Consider the following 15,286-nt stretch of genomic DNA (forward strand, 5'->3'; position numbering starts at 1 on the left):
TAGAATAAAATTAAAATGCCAAAGCACATTACCAGACACCAGAAGATGCCTGTGAATTGCTTCGTTACAAAGTAACTTTTTAACATTCAGGAGAAACAAATGATTACTTTAAATGACTATTTATATTCCGGAGATACGATCTTCCGTATTCTGCAGCAGTATACCGATGCACTGCGAAAAGAGGCAAGAAAAAGTCACAATGAGATTGACATGGCACACAGCAATTTTCTGATTCTGATTAAGGGACTGCTGGAGCACAATGATTTCCTGACTGCTCAGTCACAGCAAATCCGGGAATTTTATAAATATATGGCAAAACAGTATCCGTACCTTGCTTTTACTTTTAAAGGAAGGATCAAATCGCTGATCCGTGCAGAAGAAAAATTCAACGGTTATATTGTCTCTTATATTTATGACTACTATACAAAATACGGTAAGTACCCGTCAGTGAACAAGCTTAAGAGCCGCCTGAGCTGTTTTCGTGATTTTATCGCATACCGCATCGTGATCTGTATGCCGAAATGTCACCTGAAACAGGGAGAAGATCTGGAAACGGAGGAGCTGAAGTGCCTCTATGAGATCGCCAATGCTCTGCCGGGATTTCTTGAAGAGCGTGGCTTTGATGCAGAAGATGCAAAAGGAGTCAAACTGAGCACTTCCTCACTCTTAAATGACGATGTAAAGCCGTATTATCGCGATTATGTATGCAACAAAAGCCACAATGGATATCAGTCCCTTCATATTACATTTTACGACAACAGTTCCAGAAGCTATATGGAACTGCAGCTGCGTACCAAGCGGATGGATGATATTGCCGAGATCGGACCGGCGAACCATCTGGAATACGAAAAACGCCAAGAAAAGGAACGTATCCAGCGAGACACGATCCCGAAAGGTGAATGCATTTATTTTGACGAAGCATATGAAAGAGGCATGAAGCTTCTGAATCTGGATCTGACAAAAATAGACGTTAATATGTTCACGGCGATGAGCAAGAGCCTGATCAACGATGGATGCGGACTGTACCATGGCAGACTGATCCTGCCGTATGAGCACCTGTCACGTTTCCAGAATGATCTGATCGATTAAAAGACATCAGGAATCTTTTACCTGTGTTCCGGCAAAAGAAAGAAAAGCCTCAACGCTGTTGTTTAAATATTTGCCCTTTTTCCATACAAGTCCAATATCCTGATAAATCAGCGGGACGACCGGGATCTTTACGAGATTGCGGTCGTTTTTTAATAGAGAAGAATAAAGAAAAGCACCGCCGAGATTATTAAGGACGAAGGAACGGATCGTGTAAAGCTGACTGGCATAAAGCAGGATATTTGGCTTCAGACCGGCATTTTCGAACAGGGCCAGCAGTGTTTTGTTCAGCACAGAATCGGTATTGTAAAGGATCAGAGGTTCTTCTTTCAGCATTTCAACCGTCACTTCTTTTTCTTTTGCAAGAGGATGTTCTTTTGATACGCAAAAGACAATGTGATCTTGCTGCATCCGCAGGGTATTCATCTTATCAATATTGTAAAAATGCATATTGACCAGTGCCAGATCCAGCACCTCTTCCTGAACCAGGTCGGCGGCACGCATGGAGCCGTATTCGGACAAAATGACCGGAATATCCGGATATTCTCTGCGAAAGAAAAGAAGCAGATCCGGAAAAAATATAGTGCTGAGCAGAGGCGGGATCCCGATGCGAAGGGACGGTTTCTGTTTTCCGAGATCATAAAGTTCGGATGTGGTCTGGCGGAACTGTGTAAGCAAATGATTTGCCTTCTGATAAAAAATCTCCCCTTCTTTTGTCAGGGACATATGATTTTTTGATCGGATAAAAAGATTGATGGAGTATTCTTTCTCCAGTTCTTTGATCGCGTTGGATATGGCAGGCTGGGTGACATAAAGCTTCTGGGCGGCCTGTGTGATGCTGTGGTACTGACAGACGGCACAGAAATATTCTAACTGTATCATTTTCATTTGACAGCAATCCTTTCTTGATATTCTGGATATATTGGATGCACAAAAAAATATGCACATCTTTTCAGGCAGTATTCGGACATAATTCACAAAAACAACCCCTATTTTATAGGCTATTATAGCATATTTTTTAAACGAGTTGACGAAAAATCCGGTTTTTTATAAATATTTTTTATGCGTGCATTTATTTTCGTAAATGTACAGCGAAAAATACAAGTGCTATACTGGCACCATCAAAGAAAACCACCGGTGGTAAAGCGAAAACAGCAAAACAAAAAGCAAAACAGAAAATGGGGGGTAATACAAATGAGTGCAACAACGATCACATTATTGTTCCTCCTGTTTGCGGTAATCATGTTTGTACTGGAAAAAATACCGCTGGGGGTAACATCGATGATCGTCTGTATCGGGCTGGTTGTAACAGGAGTCCTGGATATCAAAACAGCCTTTGCGGGCTTCATCGACAGCAATGTCATTTTATTTGTGGCAATGTTTATTGTAGGAGGTGCCCTGTTTGAGACAGGGATGGCGAACAAGATCGGCGGGATCGTAACAAAATTTGCGAAGACAGAACGGATGCTGATCGTAGCCATTATGGTCATCGTCGGATTTATGAGCGGTGTGCTTTCCAATACCGGAACAGCAGCGGTGCTGATCCCGGTTGTCATCGGGATTGCTGCCAGATCCGGATACAAAAGATCACGCCTTCTGATGCCGCTGGTCTTTGCAGCGGCGATGGGCGGCAACCTTTCTCTGATCGGGGCACCGGGCAATCTGATCGCCCAGAGTGCACTGGAAGAGATCAACATGGAATTCGGATTTTTTGAGTATGCGATCGTCGGACTTCCGATCCTGATCATCGGCATCCTGTTCTATGCAACCATTGGTTACCGTCTGCTTCCGGATCATGATGTGACAGAGGAGAGAGGGTTTGATACCGCCAAAGATTTCAGTGACGTTCCGGCATGGAAACAGTGGTTATCACTGATCGTACTGGTACTTACACTGCTGGCGATGATCTTCGAGAAGAAGATCGGCATCAAGCTTTCCATTTCCGGATGTATCGGGGCACTGATCCTGATTCTGACGGGTGTCATTTCTGAAAAAGAAGCATTGAAATCCATTGATCTGAAAACGATCTTCCTGTTTGGAGGAACGCTTTCGCTGGCATCTGCACTGGCAGAGACCGGAGCGGGTGAAACGATCGCCAACACGGTGATCGGGGCACTGGGAAGTCATCTGTCGCCATACATACTGACATTTGTTGTATTTATTCTCTGCTGTGTGATGACAAATTTCATGTCAAACACGGCGACAACGGCACTGATGGTTACAATCTGTCTTTCCATTGCGGAAGGAATGGGGGCGGACCCGAGAGCAGTACTGATGGCATGTGTGATCGGCGGTTCCTGTGCTTATGCCACACCGATCGGCATGCCGGCAAATACCATGGTCGTAGGAGCAGGCGGATATCGCTTTATGGATTATGTAAAAGCAGGATTCCCACTGATCATAATTGCAACGATCATCAGCATGATTATTTTACCGATTGCATTTCCGTTTTTCCCATAAGGAAGATCAGCAGGATGTGCAAAATCATTTTAAGGCTACAGGAAATTTAAAATATAAAATCTGACCACAGGAGGCAAAAAGATGAGCAAAAAAGAACAAGTAGAGCAGCTGACACAGTATATGGCAAACTTTGTTGCCTATATCGGAAAAATGCTGCCGGATGACATTATCGCAAAGCTGGATGAGCTTGCAGAAAAAGAGGACAGCCCTCTCTCAAAAGTGATCTATCAGACAATGAAAAAAAATCAGAACCTGGCAAAAGAACTGAACAGACCAAGCTGCCAGGATACGGGAGTACTGCAGTTCTGGGTGAAATGCGGAACAAACTTTCCGCTGATCGGAGAGCTTGAGGCACTTTTAAAAGAAGCCGTAGTGCGTGCAACGTTTGAAGCACCGCTTCGCCACAACAGCGTAGAGACGTTTGATGAGTACAATACCGGAAAAAATGTCGGAAAAGGAACACCGACAGTCTTCTGGGACATCGTTCCGGACAGTGACAAATGTGAAATTTATACTTACATGGCAGGCGGCGGCTGTACGCTTCCGGGAAAAGCCATGGTACTGATGCCGGGAGCCGGATACGAAGGTGTGACAAAATTTGTGATGGATGTAATGACTTCCTATGGTTTAAATGCATGTCCGCCGCTTCTGGTCGGTGTCGGTGTGGCAACGTCCGTGGAAACCGCAGCTCTGCTTTCCAAGAAAGCACTGATGCGTCCGCTTGGCAGCCACAATGAGAACGAACGTGCCGCTTATATGGAAAAACTGCTGGAAGACGGCATCAATGCGATCGGTCTCGGACCACAGGGTATGGGCGGAAATTACTCCGTTATGGGCGTACATATCGAGAATACAGCAAGACATCCGTCCACGATCGGTGTTGCCGTCAACGTAGGATGCTGGTCACACAGACGCGGTCATATTATTTTTGATAAAGATCTGAACTATACAATCACAACACATTCGGGGGTGACATTATAATGCTGGAAATGAAAGATGGAAAAAAGATTCTAACAACACCGATATCTGCAGAAGATCTTAAGGATATCCATATCGGAGATATTGTATATCTCAATGGAAGCATGACAACTTGCCGTGACGTGGCACACAGACGACTGGTAGAAGAAGGAAGAGAACTTCCGGTTGACGTAAGAGATGCGGCGATCTTCCACGCAGGTCCGATCATCCGTCCGTTGGAGAACGATAAATTCGAGATGGTGTCCGTAGGACCGACTACCAGTATGCGAATGGAAAAATTCGAAAAAGAATTTGTGGAACAGACCGGTGTCAAAGTGATCATCGGCAAAGGTGGCATGGGACCGAACACGGAATATGCCTGCAAGAATTTCAAAGCGATCCACTGCGTATTCCCGGCCGGAAATGCAGTAGTAGCGGCCATGGAAGTAGAAGAGATCGTCGATGCACAGTGGCGTGACCTTGGTATGCCGGAAACTCTGTGGCACTGCCGTGTAAAAGAATTTGGCCCGCTGATCGTATCGATCGATACCGAAGGACGCAACCTGTTTGAGGAAAACAAAGTGCTGTTCAACGAAAGAAAAGACAAAGCGATCGAAGAGATCTGCAAACACGTCGGCTTCATCAAATAAAATAACAGAGAACGGAAATCCCCTGCAAAGAGTTTAATGCCATGCTCTTTACAGGGGATCTTTTTGTGTCTTTTGTGATATCTGTTTTTTTCAGAGGACAAACCGGATCAGACGGGTTCTGTCGAGTACAAAGATCGAGGCATCCATAAACAGATGGGCGAGCAGTGTGCTGACGATCACGCCGTTTGAAGTCAGCAGAAAACCGACGTGGAAGCCAAACCAGCAGACAAAGCCGGAATAGCAGCCCATCAGGATCAGCAGGTAGAGATTTTTCAACAGTTTTGAAATGGTGCTTATAAAATCTTCTGCCGTAAAATCAAAGTAGACGAATCGGCCGATCGCCAGAGAAACAAAATACAGGATCAGGGCGTCGTAGTTGGAATCGTCGTAAATAAATTTTATGTACATAAGAATTAAAATAATATAAAAGGACGACACCAGTCTTACGGAAGATTTCTGATCCGGCGGCAGATACTCAAGCGGAACTAAAAAACGATCCAGCCATCCGGTGAAAAATACTGACAGGATCAGAAAAAGCAACAGGATAAAATCCTGATATTTACTCCAGTAGAAAAATGCCTGAGGGATCCTTGCGTCAATGATATAGTAAAGGGAAAGAAACAGAAGAACCGAGGTACTGGAGAATGTCATTTCGTAAAAGCTTTCAATCATGCCGATCTCACGGAACCGGTGTCTTCTTGTGATCTCTGCCACATCGCATTCATCCAGCCCTTCATAGTTCAGCCGCCTGTGAACCTGAAGTTTGGCCGTGAACAGTACGATGGCAAGCACGGCGATCAGTCCGATCAGCGAAACCAGCAGAAAAATGCCGATATTCTTAAAATCAAAATAGTGAGAGACATAGTAACGAGTCATACAAACACCTTCTTTCAAAATAGCAGGGCAAGAATGCCGGAGGCATTCCTGAATTTATGTACCGCAACGCCATTGTAGTACGTTTTTTCTGAAAAATCCAGTGCTACCTGTATTTTACCGGAATGGATCCTGCTTTTTCATGACAGAAAAAAGTGATGTGAGGAAATTTTGCATGCGTGCAGGGACTGTAAACGTTGACATGATATAAGCAAAAGTTTATAATTATTTACTGCAAAGTATGTCGGAAACGGCATTAAGAAGGAGGAAATGCAGTGGCAGAACAGAAGAATGGACTGGAAGGTTATTTCGTGACAAAAGGCAGTAAAAAGCTCAGATATGGCTATACAACCGGATCCTGTGCAGCAGCAGCGGCAAAAGCGGCAACCTGGATGCTTCTGTCACAGAAAAAGATTGAAAAAATCGATCTTCTGACGCCACGCGGCATTTTATTACATCTGATGCCGCTGGATGTCTGCTTTGATGAACAGCAGGCTTCCTGTGCGATCCGGAAAGATGGCGGAGACGATCCGGATGCGACAGATGGGTTGCTGGTTTATGCAGTCGTATCAAAATGCGGAAAAACAAAAGAGGAGCAGGTTTTTATTGACGGCGGAAAAGGTGTCGGGCGGATCACAAAGCCGGGGCTTGAGCAGTCGGTCGGAGCGGCAGCGATCAACCGTGTTCCCAGAGAGATGATCACGGAAGCAGTGCGTGAAGTATGCGAAATGTGTGAGTATACAGAAGGAATACAGGTCTGCATTTCCATACCGGGCGGCGAAGAAGTGGCAAAAAAAACGTTCAATCCAAGACTTGGGATCGAAGGTGGCTTGTCGGTGCTTGGCACAAGCGGAATTGTCGTGCCGATGAGTGAAAAGGCTCTGATTGCCAGCATCCGTCTGGAGATGGAGATGAAGCGAAAAAACGGTGCCAAGTATCTGCTTCTGACACCTGGTAATTACGGTGCCGATTTTGTGAAAGAAAACACAAAGCTTGATGTGGAAAGCTCGATGAAGTGCAGCAATTATGTCGGTGAGACGCTGGATATGGCAGTGGAATTAGGATTTCTGGGCGTGCTGTTTGTGGCACACATCGGGAAATTCGTCAAGGTTTCCGGTGGCATTATGAACACGCATTCCAGACATTCAGATGCAAGGGCAGAGCTGATGTGTGCACATGCCCTGCGATCCGGAGCTGATCTTGAGACGGCAAAAGCGATCCTTGAGACCATCACTACAGAAGAAGCCATGGAGATTATCAGGATGCACGGACTTCAGGATGCGGTGATGGAGCAGATGGCAGAAAAGGTGCATCAGTATATGCAGCACCGGGTAGAGGGTGCAATCCAGACAGAGGCGATCCTCTTTTCCAACCGTTTTGGCTATCTTGGTGAGACAAAAGGAGCCGAAAAACTTGCCGAAAAATTCAAATATGACTTATAAAATAATATGATTAAGTGTCAGAAGATGAAAGTGTGATTGTGCTTAAACAAATGAGCACTTTAGACTTATTGACACGCTGAACACTGAAAACGTATTAAATGGAAAAACAGAAGGAGTATACGCAACAATGAATACAGGTACCTTATATGGCGTCGGGATCGGACCGGGAGATCCGAAACTGATGACCTTCCGGGCGGCGGAACTGATCCGTGACAATGAGATCATTGCCCTGCCCGGAGAAAAAGCAGAAGAAACCGTGGCATACCAGATCGCCGTGCAGACAGTAGAAGAATTAAAACAGAAAACGTTTCTGGAACTGCCGATGCCGATGACAAAAGACAGGGAATTGTTGAAAAAAAGTCATGAAGAGGCGGCAGACCGCGTGGAGGAGTGTCTGCAAAAAGGACAGAATGTAGTATTTTTAACACTTGGAGATCCGACTGTGTATTCCACTTATCTTTATGTACATAAACGGATTGCACAGCGTGGTTACAGGACGGAACTGACAAGCGGGATCACTTCATTTTGTGCAGTAGCGGCAAAGCTCAATATCGGTCTTGTAGAAAAGGCAGAAGAGCTTCATGTGATACCGGCATCCTATCAGATCGAAGATGCCCTGAAATTGCCCGGAACAAAAGTCCTGATGAAAGCAGGAAGAAAGATCGGACAGGTGAAAGAGCTTCTGAAAAAAGCCGGTATGCAGGCGATGATGATCGAAAACTGCGGTATGGAAAATGAAAAAATCTATCAAACGGTGGATGAGATTCCGGAAAATGCCGGATATTATTCGCTTATTATTGTAAAGGAGAATTAAAATGATACATTTTGTCGGAGCCGGTTCCGGAGCGGCAGATCTGATCACTGTTCGAGGCAGGAAATTTCTGGAAGAAGCGGACGTGATCATTTATGCCGGTTCTCTGGTCAATCCGGAGCTTTTAAATTATGCAAAAGAGGCGTGCAAGATTTATGACAGTGCAAAGATGACGCTGGAGGAAGTATTGGATGTGATGCGTCAGGCAGAAAAAGACGGACAGACGACGGTGCGTCTGCATACCGGAGATCCGTGCATTTACGGTGCAATCCGTGAGCAGATGGATGTACTGGATGCAGAAAATATTTCTTATGACTATTGCCCAGGTGTCAGTTCCTTCTGTGGGGCAGCCTCTGCTTTAAATATGGAATACACGCTTCCGGGTGTATCACAGAGCGTGATCATTACACGCATGGCAGGCCGTACACCGGTGCCGGAAAAAGAAGAGATCGCTTCTTTTGCGGCACATCAGGCAACGATGGTAATCTTTTTAAGCACTGGTATGGCAGAAAAATTATCCAAGCGTCTGATTGCAGGAGGTTATTCGGAAAATACGCCGGCAGCGATTGTCTATAAAGCAACCTGGGAAGATGAGAAAGCGGTGATCTGCACCGTAGGAACATTAGCAAAGGCAGCAGAAGAAAACAACATCACGAAGACTGCACTGATGATCATCGGAGATGCGGTAACGCACAGCCATTATGAACGTTCGGAGCTTTACAATCCGGCCTTTACAACAGAATTTCGTCAGGCAACGAAAGAGAGATGACAGGAAAATGGGACAGAAACTTGGGATCGTCAGTTTTACGGAGCATGGCAGTCAGTTAAATGAGCGGCTGCGGGAAATGCTGGAGCGTTCCGGATATGTATGCGAGTCCTATGCAGCGGAAAAATATGCAGGAAAATATCATCTGTTTCCACTGAAGGTTTCCGCAAAAGCGTGGACAGAAAAAATGTTCCAAAGCATGGATGCTTTGCTTTTTATCGGTGCGTGCGGCATTGCGGTGCGGAGCATAGCACCTTATCTTCAGGGAAAAGACAAAGATCCGGCCGTTGTTGTTCTCGATGAGAGGGGGATTTTTGCGATTTCCCTGCTTTCCGGGCATCTGGGCGGGGCAAATGAGCTGACAGCGGTGCTCGCAAATCTGACCGGTGCGATTCCGGTCATTACGACAGCAACCGATATCAACGGACGTTTTGCGGTCGATGTGTTTGCAAAAAAGCAGAATCTGTGGATCTCAGATCTGAAAGCGGCAAAAGCAGTCTCTGCGGCGGTGCTCGATGAAGAGCCGGTCGGATTTTTCAGTGAATTTCCGGTGACAGGCGAAATCCCATGCGAACTGCAAAGACTTGCGGATGGAGAGCGATTTGAGGGAAACTGCGGTATGGTGCTTTCCTTGAACGAAGAAAAGAACCCGTTTGCCGTGACGCTGCACCTGATCCCACGGATCGTAAGCCTTGGAATCGGCTGCAAAAAAGGCACACCGCAGGAGACGGTCGAGCAGGAAGTTTTAAAAGCACTGCAAAGCTGTCATGTGTCGATACACAGCATTTTTGCGGCAGCCAGCATTGATCTGAAAAAAGAAGAAGCGGGAATCCTTGCGTTCTGTGAAAAGCATGCGATTCCATTTTATACTTATACGAAAGAAGAACTGATGGATCTCGAAGGAGATTTCACGGCATCAGCATTTGTAAAAGAGACAACCGGTGTGGACTGTGTCTGTGAACGAAGTGCCATTCTTGCAGGAGGCGGTGCAGAGCTGCTTCTGAAAAAGCGGGCGGCAAACGGCGTGACCGTCGCACTGGCTCTCAAAGATTGGAGTGTGGATTTTGGATAATAAGATATATGTGGTAGGAATTGGACCAGGAGCTTATGAGCAGATGACGATGCGGGCGGCAGAAGCACTTCGCAGGTGTGATGTGATCGTGGGCTATACCGTTTATGTGGAGCTTGTAAAGGAACATTTTGCAAACAAACGTTTCCTGACAACGCCGATGAAAAAAGAGATCGAACGCTGCCGTCTGGCATTTGAAGAAGCAAACAAAGGTTATACCGTTGCGATGATCTGCAGCGGCGATGCCGGAGTCTATGGCATGTCAGGTCTGATGCTGGAGATCGGTCAGGAGTATCCGTATGTGGAAGTGGAAGTGATCCCGGGTGTGACGGCGGCAAATGGCGGGGCAGCTGTGCTTGGAGCACCATTGATCCACGATTTCGCAGTGATCAGTTTAAGTGATCTGTTGACACCGTGGGAAAAGATTGAAAAACGTCTGCTCTGTGCAAGCGAAGCGGATTTTGTGATTTGCCTTTACAATCCATCCAGCAAAAAACGTCACGACTATCTGCAGAAGGCCTGTGATCTGATGATGAGAAGCAAAGATCCGGATACCGTGTGCGGAACGGTTTCCAATATCGGGCGTGAGGGAGAAACGTTTCGTGTGATGACGTTAAAAGAGCTGCGGGATACCAGGGTGGATATGTTTACAACGGTTTATATCGGAAATTCTCAGACCAAAATGCTGAATGGGAAAATGGTCACACCAAGAGGTTATATCCATGGATAAGATTTTATTGTTTGCCGGGACGACAGAAGGGCGAAATCTGGCAGAATTTCTGGAGAAAAATCAGATACCGACGGAAGTCTGTGTGGCAACGCAGTATGGAGAGACGCTCTTAGAAGAAGGGAAGTATCTTCATGTCCACGCCGGAAGACTGGACGAAACAGAGATGGAGCAGCAGATCCAAAAGCAGCAGATCACGCTGGTCATAGATGCAACGCATCCGTATGCGGTGATCGTATCCCAAAATATCCGCAGGGCATGCAGCCGGACGGGAACAGAGTACATCCGTCTTGCGAGAAAAGAGACGGACGCTTCCTGGAAACAGGAAATGGAGGATGTCACAGAAGTTGCAAGCGTGGCAGAAGCGGCAGCTTTTCTTGCAAAAAAAGAGGGGCGGATCTTTGCGGCGACCGGAAGCAAAGAGCTTTCTGCCTATCAGGTGATCCCGGATTATCAGGACCGGGTGGTGGCAAGAGTGCTTTCCACCCCGGAGGCAGTATCGGAGTGTGCCATGCTGGGATTTTCCGGGAAGAATCTGATCTGTATGCAGGGACCGTTTACGGAAGATCTGAATGTGGCGATGCTCAGGCAGGCACAGGCTTCATGGATGGTGACAAAAGAATCCGGAAAAGCCGGAGGTTTTCTGGAAAAGTTGCGTGCGGCAAAAAAAGCAGGAGCAAAGCTGGTCGTTATAAAACGACCGGGGGAGCGATCCGAAGAAATTGAGGAAGATCAAAAGGAAGAAAATTTATATGCAATATGTGATGAAGGACAGATCCGAAGCCTTCTTGGTAAACGGCTTGGCATTTGTCCGAAACGACAGCTGTATCTGGTCGGGATTGGCATGGGAAATGAAAAGAACCGCACCGTGGAGGCGGAACAGATCTGTCAGTCGGCGGATCTTCTGATCGGTGCCAGAAGAATGCTGCAATCCGTGAAAACAGAAGGAAAGGCAGTCTTTGAATCTTATAAACCGTACGAGATTGCCGCTTATCTGGCAGAACATCCGCAGTATGAGACGGCAGCGGTACTCTTATCCGGAGATATCGGTTTTTACAGCGGAGCAAAAAAACTGTACGATGCGATTGAACGCACGGAAGGACTGGAACAGATGGAAATTTACCCGGTCAGCGGCATTTCTTCGGTGGTCTATTTCTGCGGAAAACTGGGCGTTTCCTGGGAGGATGTCCATCTTTTGAGCCTGCATGGCAGAAAACAGAATCTGATCGATGCAGTCAAATATTATGAGAAAGTATTTGTATTATGTGGTGAAAAAGACGGAATTCCAAAAATCTGCTGTAAACTGAAAGAATATGGTCTTGGCGATGTGAAGGTTGCAGTCGGGACTGATCTGTCCTATGAACAGGAGCGGATCGTACAGGGAACAGCAGAAAGCCTTATGAAAGAGGATTTTGCACCGCTTAGTGTGCTTTTGATCTGCAATCCGGATGTGAAAAAACGCATTGGTCACGGACTGGATGACGATCTGTTTCTGCGTGGGAAAGTCCCGATGACAAAAAGCGAAGTGCGGAGCATTTCGCTGTCAAAATTAAGACTGCACAAAGATGCTGTTGTCTGGGATGTCGGAGCCGGAACCGGTTCGGTTTCCATTGAGGCGGCAAGTCTTGCAAAAGACGGCGTTGTCTATGCGATTGAAAAGAAAGACGAAGCCATTGATCTGCTGGAGCAGAATAAACGAAAATTCGGAACAGACAATCTTGAGATCATCAAAGGATTGGCTCCGGAGGCATTAGAGGGGCTGCCGGCACCGACACATGCTTTTATAGGAGGTTCTTCTGGAAATTTAAAAGAAATCCTGGAAGTTTTGCTGGAACAGAACCCAAGGGTGCGTGTTGTCATCAATGCGATTGCCCTGGAGACGGTAGCAGAAGCGATGCAGTGCCTGAAGAGCATGGCGTTTACCGATGTGGATATCGCACAGGTATCGGTGGCAAAGGGAAAGAAACTGGGCTCTTATGAGATGATGATGGGGCAGAATCCGGTTTATATTTTCTCCTGCACAGGAGGTGAAACAGCATGAAACAGCCAAGATTTATGCTTGCAGCACCGTCAAGCGGAAGCGGAAAGACGATGATCACCTGCGGGATATTGCAAATATTAAAAAACAGAGGATATCGTGTCTCTTCCTTTAAATGCGGACCGGATTACATTGATCCGATGTTTCACACAAAAGTGCTCGGTACCATCTCCAGGAATCTGGATACTTTTTTTACCGGAGAAGAGATGACACGCTGTCTGTTTGCAAAAACGGCACAGCAGACCGATCTTTCCGTGATCGAGGGTGTGATGGGCTATTACGACGGACTTGGCGGCATCCGCACAAAGGCAAGTTCCTATGATCTTGCCAGGGTCACCGACACGCCGGTCATTCTGATCGTCAATGCCAAAGGCATGAGCCTGTCCATCCTTGCCCAGATCAAAGGCTTTCTGGATTATCAGAAAGACAGTAAAATAAAAGGCGTGATCTTAAATCAGACTTCTGAGATGACCTGCCGCATGCTGACACCGAAGATCGAATCGGAACTGGGAATCTGTGTGTTTGGATATGTCCCGAAAATTGCAGACTGGCATCTGGAGAGTCGTCATCTCGGGCTGGTACTCCCGGACGAGATCAGCGATTTAAGAGAGCAGATGCAGCGTCTGGCGGATATTCTGGAGAAAACGCTGGATATTGAAAGCATTTTGCAGATGGCGGAAGGTGCGAAAGAGATGGAGGACGATATGCCGAAATCCCTGAAACAGCTTTTTGCAGATCCGCACGTTCAGAAGATACGCACTCAGAGACCACAGATCGCAGTGGCAAAAGATGAGGCATTCTGCTTTCTGTATGAAGACAACCTGAAGCTTTTGGAAGAACTGGGGGCAGAGATCACATTCTTTTCGCCGCTCCATAATGCGAAAGTGCCGGAAAACGCAGATGGACTTTTGTTGCCGGGAGGTTATCCGGAATTGTTTGCAGCAGGGCTTTCCGAAAACAGCGAAATGCTTGCATCGATCCGCTCCTGTGAAAAAAAAGCGATTCCGATCCTGGCAGAGTGCGGCGGTTTTATGTACCTTCATCAGGAAATGCAGGACATGGAAGGAAAGACATATCCGATGGCAGGCGTGATAAACGCAGTTGCGTACCGCACCGAAAAGCTGGGAAGATTTGGATATATCACACTGGATCTGAACGAAGAACAGGCAGAGGCAAGAAACATATGGCAGCAGGGATTTCCGGTGCGTGCCCATGAATTCCACTATTTTGACAGCACCGATCCGGGAAGTGCCTGTCTGGCAAAAAAACCGGCCGGGAAAAGAAGCTGGAGCTGCAGTTATGCAAAAGATGGCAGTCTGATGGGATTTCCGCACCTATATTATTATTCCAATCCGATGTTCGCATTTCGGTTCCTGGAAAATTGTATGGCAAAAAAACTGGAAAGGGAAAAAGTATCATGATATATGGAAGAGAAGGGATGATGGCACTTTTGCTCGGTGTGTTTCTTGATCTGTTGATCGGTGATCCGCACTGCTTTTATCATCCGATCCGGCTGGTCGGCAATCTGATCTCCGTTACGGAAAAAGGGCTTCGGGCGGTTTTTCCAAAGACAGGACAGGGCGAAAAAACAGCCGGTGTATTTCTGTCAGTGATCGTCTGCAGCGTAACAGCCGGAGCGGTGGCAGCTGTGCTGTATCTGGCCGGAAAAATCCATCCGTATCTGCATCTGGCTGTGATGGCATTGTTCTGCTACTGGATGCTGGCGGCAAAATCTCTGAAAGATGAGAGTATGAAGGTTTATAGAGAACTGAAAAAAGAAGATTTAAAGGCAGCACGCCGTGCTGTTTCCATGATTGTTGGCAGAGATACGGATCAGCTGACGGCAGAAGGTGTAACAAAAGCAGCAGTAGAGACAGTGGCAGAAAATGCCTCAGATGGAGTGATGGCACCGCTTCTGTATCTGGCAGTTGGCGGGCCTGTACTCGGAGCTTTTTATAAGGCAGTCAACACGATGGATTCTATGGTCGGATATAAGAATGAGAAATATCTGTATTTCGGTCGTTTTGCAGCAAAGGTGGACGATGTACTCAATTACATTCCGGCAAGACTGTCTGCTCTTTTTATGGTGGCGGCAGCAGGACTTACCGGTCTGTCAGCAAAAAATGCCTGGAAGATCTTCAAACGAGACCGCTATAACCATGCCAGCCCGAATTCGGCACAGACGGAGGCAGCCATGGCAGGGGCACTCGGCGTGCAGCTTGCCGGAGATGCCTGGTATTTTGGAACTTTATATAAAAAGAAAACGATCGGAGATGCACTGCGTCCCGTGGAATGTGAGGATATCAGAAGAGCAAACAGGCTGATGTATGCGTCTGCAGGGCTGCTTCTTATCGTTGTTATGCTTCTTTATTGCAGCTTTAACATACTCACATTGTTATGATGCCAG

General features: G+C 46.6%; 14 protein-coding genes. 12 read left to right on the forward strand and 2 right to left on the reverse strand.

All coding sequences use genetic code 11. The annotated features are described in order from the left end of the window. The first annotated feature begins 99 nt into the window (after positions 1-99). Positions 100-1,089: a guanosine polyphosphate pyrophosphohydrolase gene (locus tag GPK60_RS11085; RefSeq protein WP_173897992.1), complete on the forward strand. Its 990-nt coding sequence runs from the start codon at positions 100-102 to the stop codon at positions 1,087-1,089. Between the two features lie 6 nt (positions 1,090-1,095). On the opposite strand, the gene GPK60_RS11090 is transcribed toward GPK60_RS11085, so the two are convergent. After that, a complete protein-coding gene (locus GPK60_RS11090; protein WP_173897985.1) occupies positions 1,096-1,974 on the reverse strand; it encodes a LysR family transcriptional regulator in 879 nt (292 codons plus the stop codon). Between the two features lie 306 nt (positions 1,975-2,280). Here GPK60_RS11090 and GPK60_RS11095 point away from each other — a divergent pair, with 306 nt between their 5' ends. The 3 genes from GPK60_RS11095 (at position 2,281) to ttdB (ending at position 5,153) form a co-directional block, all read left to right on the forward strand. Beyond that, positions 2,281-3,546, forward strand: a complete 1,266-nt coding sequence (locus GPK60_RS11095) for an SLC13 family permease (RefSeq protein ID WP_215660078.1) — start codon at positions 2,281-2,283, stop codon at positions 3,544-3,546. A gap of 81 nt (positions 3,547-3,627) precedes the next feature. Next, on the forward strand, positions 3,628-4,527 hold the full coding sequence (ttdA, locus tag GPK60_RS11100) for a L(+)-tartrate dehydratase subunit alpha (RefSeq protein ID WP_022119109.1): 900 nt from the start codon (positions 3,628-3,630) through the stop codon (positions 4,525-4,527). Further along, positions 4,527-5,153, forward strand: a complete 627-nt coding sequence (ttdB, locus tag GPK60_RS11105; RefSeq protein ID WP_022119108.1) for a L(+)-tartrate dehydratase subunit beta — start codon at positions 4,527-4,529, stop codon at positions 5,151-5,153. Before ttdA ends, ttdB begins: the two co-directional genes overlap by 1 nt. Before the next feature lie 90 nt (positions 5,154-5,243). On the opposite strand, the gene GPK60_RS11110 is transcribed toward ttdB, so the two are convergent. Further along, complete coding sequence (locus tag GPK60_RS11110) at positions 5,244-6,029, reverse strand: hypothetical protein (RefSeq protein ID WP_173896571.1); 786 nt, start codon at positions 6,027-6,029, stop codon at positions 5,244-5,246. Positions 6,030-6,301: 272 nt separating this feature from the next. Here GPK60_RS11110 and cbiD point away from each other — a divergent pair, with 272 nt between their 5' ends. From cbiD to cbiB, 8 genes are all read left to right on the forward strand, one after another. Further along, entirely contained in the window at positions 6,302-7,468 is a 1,167-nt protein-coding gene (gene cbiD / locus GPK60_RS11115) for a cobalt-precorrin-5B (C(1))-methyltransferase CbiD (protein WP_215660088.1), read from the forward strand. A 127-nt stretch (positions 7,469-7,595) separates the two neighbouring features. Continuing rightward, complete coding sequence (gene cobI, locus GPK60_RS11120) at positions 7,596-8,282, forward strand: precorrin-2 C(20)-methyltransferase (RefSeq protein ID WP_215660090.1); 687 nt, start codon at positions 7,596-7,598, stop codon at positions 8,280-8,282. Position 8,283: 1 nt separating this feature from the next. Further along, a complete protein-coding gene (cobM, locus tag GPK60_RS11125; RefSeq protein WP_022119104.1) occupies positions 8,284-9,048 on the forward strand; it encodes a precorrin-4 C(11)-methyltransferase in 765 nt (254 codons plus the stop codon). A 7-nt stretch (positions 9,049-9,055) separates the two neighbouring features. Then, positions 9,056-10,117, forward strand: coding sequence for a cobalt-precorrin 5A hydrolase (locus tag GPK60_RS11130; RefSeq protein ID WP_215660092.1), 1,062 nt, complete (start codon positions 9,056-9,058; stop codon positions 10,115-10,117). Then, the gene (gene cobJ / locus GPK60_RS11135) at positions 10,110-10,844 is read left to right on the forward strand and encodes a precorrin-3B C(17)-methyltransferase (RefSeq protein ID WP_276572168.1); all 735 of its coding nucleotides are present in this window, start codon (positions 10,110-10,112) and stop codon (positions 10,842-10,844) included. Before GPK60_RS11130 ends, cobJ begins: the two co-directional genes overlap by 8 nt. Further along, positions 10,837-12,882, forward strand: coding sequence for a precorrin-6A reductase (cobK, locus tag GPK60_RS11140; RefSeq protein ID WP_215660097.1), 2,046 nt, complete (start codon positions 10,837-10,839; stop codon positions 12,880-12,882). Before cobJ ends, cobK begins: the two co-directional genes overlap by 8 nt. Then, positions 12,879-14,300, forward strand: a complete 1,422-nt coding sequence (locus GPK60_RS11145) for a cobyrinate a,c-diamide synthase (protein WP_215660100.1) — start codon at positions 12,879-12,881, stop codon at positions 14,298-14,300. Before cobK ends, GPK60_RS11145 begins: the two co-directional genes overlap by 4 nt. Further along, a complete protein-coding gene (gene cbiB / locus GPK60_RS11150; RefSeq protein ID WP_173896577.1) occupies positions 14,297-15,280 on the forward strand; it encodes an adenosylcobinamide-phosphate synthase CbiB in 984 nt (327 codons plus the stop codon). The genes GPK60_RS11145 and cbiB overlap by 4 nt, the downstream gene beginning before the upstream one ends. The last annotated feature ends 6 nt before the right edge of the window (positions 15,281-15,286 follow it).

This window comes from Ruminococcus sp. MCC718 (genome assembly GCF_018783905.1).
GTDB lineage: Bacteria > Bacillota > Clostridia > Lachnospirales > Lachnospiraceae > Hominisplanchenecus > Hominisplanchenecus faecis.

Excerpts from the sequence above, each read along its gene's own strand:
- cbiB (WP_173896577.1), top strand. The coding sequence starts at position 14,297 with ATGATATATGGAAGAGAAGGGATGATGGCACTTTTGCTCGGTGTGTTT.
- GPK60_RS11095 (WP_215660078.1), top strand. The coding sequence starts at position 2,281 with ATGAGTGCAACAACGATCACATTATTGTTCCTCCTGTTTGCGGTAATC.
- GPK60_RS11110 (WP_173896571.1), bottom strand. The coding sequence starts at position 6,029 with ATGACTCGTTACTATGTCTCTCACTATTTTGATTTTAAGAATATCGGC.
- GPK60_RS11085 (WP_173897992.1), top strand. The coding sequence starts at position 100 with ATGATTACTTTAAATGACTATTTATATTCCGGAGATACGATCTTCCGT.
- cobM (WP_022119104.1), top strand. The coding sequence starts at position 8,284 with ATGATACATTTTGTCGGAGCCGGTTCCGGAGCGGCAGATCTGATCACT.
- GPK60_RS11130 (WP_215660092.1), top strand. The coding sequence starts at position 9,056 with ATGGGACAGAAACTTGGGATCGTCAGTTTTACGGAGCATGGCAGTCAG.
- GPK60_RS11090 (WP_173897985.1), bottom strand. The coding sequence starts at position 1,974 with ATGAAAATGATACAGTTAGAATATTTCTGTGCCGTCTGTCAGTACCAC.
- cobI (WP_215660090.1), top strand. The coding sequence starts at position 7,596 with ATGAATACAGGTACCTTATATGGCGTCGGGATCGGACCGGGAGATCCG.
- cobK (WP_215660097.1), top strand. The coding sequence starts at position 10,837 with ATGGATAAGATTTTATTGTTTGCCGGGACGACAGAAGGGCGAAATCTG.
- ttdA (WP_022119109.1), top strand. The coding sequence starts at position 3,628 with ATGAGCAAAAAAGAACAAGTAGAGCAGCTGACACAGTATATGGCAAAC.
- ttdB (WP_022119108.1), top strand. The coding sequence starts at position 4,527 with ATGCTGGAAATGAAAGATGGAAAAAAGATTCTAACAACACCGATATCT.
- GPK60_RS11145 (WP_215660100.1), top strand. The coding sequence starts at position 12,879 with ATGAAACAGCCAAGATTTATGCTTGCAGCACCGTCAAGCGGAAGCGGA.